Origin of the sequence: Bartonella sp. MU70NMGDW, from assembly GCF_042194085.1 — a bacterium.
GTDB classification, from domain to species: domain Bacteria; phylum Pseudomonadota; class Alphaproteobacteria; order Rhizobiales; family Rhizobiaceae; genus Bartonella; species Bartonella grahamii.
Genome location: NZ_JBHIMK010000350.1, coordinates 1 through 1,189, shown reverse-complemented (window position 1 = coordinate 1,189; position 1,189 = coordinate 1). Strand labels below are relative to the sequence as shown.

General features: G+C 38.1%; 2 protein-coding genes. Both read right to left on the bottom strand.

Annotation, left to right across the window (positions count from 1 at the left end; translation table 11 throughout):
* Positions 1-104, bottom strand: a 104-nt coding sequence (locus tag ACFIKE_RS10915; RefSeq protein ID WP_375649938.1) for a dihydrofolate reductase, incomplete at its 3' end; no start/stop codon positions are given.
* Positions 101-895: a thymidylate synthase gene (locus ACFIKE_RS10910; protein ID WP_375626089.1), complete on the bottom strand. Its 795-nt coding sequence runs from the start codon at positions 893-895 to the stop codon at positions 101-103. The genes ACFIKE_RS10915 and ACFIKE_RS10910, both read right to left, overlap by 4 nt.
* Positions 896-1,189 lie beyond the last annotated feature (294 nt).

The following is a 1,189-nucleotide window of genomic DNA, read 5'->3' as shown; positions in this document are numbered from 1 at the left end:
TTAAAGCGTTGCAAATCCGTGGATAAATGCCAAGGCATCGCACCTTCACGACCTATAACACCATTTTCTGCAACAGCTGCAATTAAACAAACTGGAAAAGTCATACTGCTACCGGTGCCTTGATATGTGGCTGCGCTTCATAATTAAGCAATTCAAAATCCTCAAATTTAAAAGAAAAAAGATCTGTTACCGCTGAATTTATAAGCATCAACGGCAAAGCATTTGGTATACGAGACAACTGGTATCTCGCCTGTTCAAAATGGTTAGAATAAAGATGAGCGTCACCCAGAGTATGAATAAAGTCTCCTGCTTTAAGTCCGCTTACTTGGGCAATCATCATCGTCAATAACGCATAGGAAGCAATATTAAACGGAACACCTAAGAAAATATCTGCTGAACGCTGATAGAGCTGACAGGATAGCTTCCCATTAGCGACATAAAATTGAAAAAAACAATGACAAGGAGGCAAAGCCATCTCCTCTATCAGTGCGGGATTCCAAGCAGATACAATTAAGCGACGAGAATCAGGCGTTTCTTTAATCATCGTCAAAAGATGACTGATTTGATCAATCTGCCGTCCATCGGGAGCAGGCCAAGAGCGCCACTGATAACCATAAATAGGACCAAGGTTCCCTTTCTCATCAGCCCACTCATCCCAAATTGACACACCATGTTCCTTCAACCATGCAATATTTGTATCACCCCTCAAAAACCACAAAAGCTCATAAATGATCGAGCGCAAATGCAATTTCTTCGTTGTTAACAGAGGAAAGCCAGCTTGCAAATCAAACCGCATTTGATACCCAAAAATTGATCGTGTCCCCACACCGGTTCGATCTGTACGATCAATGCCGTTATTTAAAACATGCGATAAAAGATCAAGATAGATTTTCATATAAATATTATGGTTGATTCTTAACGTTACAGGAAATAGAAACTTCAAAATTTATAAAAATACAATTCAAAAAAATCCTCCTCCCAAACATCTTTTATAGGAAATCATTATTATACGATTGCATTTTGATGAATCAAATCGTAAATAAATTTTAAAAGAAACAAGTTAGGTATGATCATAAAAGGGATAAATTTATGGAGAATGAACCAACTTTAGCACCACATGATACAAGAAAACGTATCTGGGCTATCGTGTCCAGTGCATCAGGTAATCTAGTAGAATGGTATGACTTTT

What these genes read in the sequence shown, in the direction of transcription:
- ACFIKE_RS10910 (WP_375626089.1), bottom strand. Translation starts at nt 895, where the DNA reads ATGAAAATCTATCTTGATCTTTTATCGCATGTTTTAAATAACGGCATT.